Consider the following 1,707-nt stretch of genomic DNA (forward strand, 5'->3'; position numbering starts at 1 on the left):
GCATATCATCAACGTGCCGCTGCCCTCCTCTTCGGTTTCACGAGAAACGCTGCAGCTTCTGTTCGAGAAGGCCTATTTCGCCCGCTTCAAGGTCGAGCTGCCGGAAATCCGCGCCAATCTCGTCAACCTAAACACCTCGGTTACCGGCGTGCGGCCGCAGATCGACCTGTCGCGGCTGATCGACCCTGCGGGCCGCGCGGCAACGCTGGAGGAGGCGCGGCGCGAGATCCGCCCGGTCTGGTATCATGGCACCTGGCACGACACGCCGGTCTATGCCCGCGAAAAACTGCCGTTTGATGCCGTGATCGAAGGACCGGCGATCCTGGAACAGATGGACGCCACCACGGTGCTCGAACCCGGCGACCAGGCGCGATCGGACGCGGACGGCAACATCATCATCGACATCGGCGAGGCTTGAGATGGCAAAGCTCGACACGATCACGCTTTCGGTGCTGCAGGCGGCGCTGCAGCAGGTCTGCGACGAGATGGATCTGACCTTTTCCCGCGCCGCCTTCTCGCCAGTCATCGCCGAAGCCAATGACCGCTCGGACGGCATCTATTCGGCCGTCGACGGTTCGCTGATCGCGCAAGGCAGCCAGGGCCTGCCGGTGTTCGTCGGCGTGATGCAGTATTCGACCAGGACGGTGATCGAGATGATCGCCGACGGCCGTTGCCTGGCTCCTGAGCCCGGTGACATCTACATCGTCAACGACCCCTATCTCGGCGGCACGCATCTGATGGATGTGCGCTTCGTCATGCCGGTCTATCGCGGCGGAAAAATCTTTTGCTGGCTTTCCAACACTGGACATTGGCCGGATATCGGCGGCTCGGTGCCCGGCGGCTTTTCGGCCTCGGCCACCGCCGTCGAGCAGGAGGGCCTGCGGCTGCCGCCGGTGAAACTGTTCAAGAAGGGCGTGCTCGATCCCGAGATCTACGCCATCATCTGCTCGAACATCCGCGTCGCCGACCAGCGTATCGGCGATATCCGCGCGCAGGCCGCGGCGCTACTGATCGGCCAGGACAGGCTCAATGAAATCCTCGATCGTTACGGTGACGAAACCGCAGTCGAAGCGATCGCGGAACTGCGCCGCCGCGCCGCCGAGCAGATGCGCTCTTCGATCGCCGTCATCCCCGACGGCGTCTACCGCTCGCAGGCCTTCGTCGATTCCGACGGCGTGGTGAACGAGCCGTTGACCATCAATCTGGCCGTCGAGAAACAGGGCGATACACTGACCTTCGACTTTGCCGGCTCTTCAAAACCCTGCGCCGGGCCGATGAACAGCGTGCTGGCGACGACCTTGTCGTCCGTCTACCTCGCCATGCGGCATATTTTTCCGGAGGTGCCGATCAGCGCCGGCGCCTTCGAGCCGCTGAAAGTCAAGCGGCCGGAGGGCACGTTCCTCGACGCCAAATATCCTCGGCCCGTGTCGGGCTGCGCTGCCGAAGTATCACAGCGCATCGCGGAAGCGGTATTCGCGGCGATGGTGCAGGCGCTGCCCAAGAAGGTGACGGCGGCGCCCGCCGGCTCCAGCGGCAATTTCGCGCTCGGCGGCAACGATCCGGCGCGCGGCCGCGACTATGTCATGTACCAGATCTCCGGCGGCGGCTATGGCGGCAATGCCGGCCATGACGGCTTGAGCAATGGCTGCTCGACCATCGGTATTTCGAAGTCGCCGCCGGTCGAGATCATGGAGCAGGCTTTTCCGG

1 protein-coding gene and 1 pseudogene are annotated in these 1,707 nt (G+C 63.9%); both read left to right on the forward strand.

The window, feature by feature from the left end; all coding sequences use genetic code 11:
* A pseudogene (locus tag EOA27_RS35375) lies at positions 1–418 on the forward strand (hydantoinase/oxoprolinase family protein); the annotation flags it as partial.
* Between the two features lies 1 nt (position 419).
* On the forward strand, positions 420–1,707 hold a 1,288-nt coding region (locus EOA27_RS35380; protein ID WP_127258606.1), incomplete at its 3' end, for a hydantoinase B/oxoprolinase family protein.

Source organism: Mesorhizobium sp. M2A.F.Ca.ET.037.01.1.1, assembly GCF_003998075.1.
GTDB lineage: Bacteria > Pseudomonadota > Alphaproteobacteria > Rhizobiales > Rhizobiaceae > Mesorhizobium.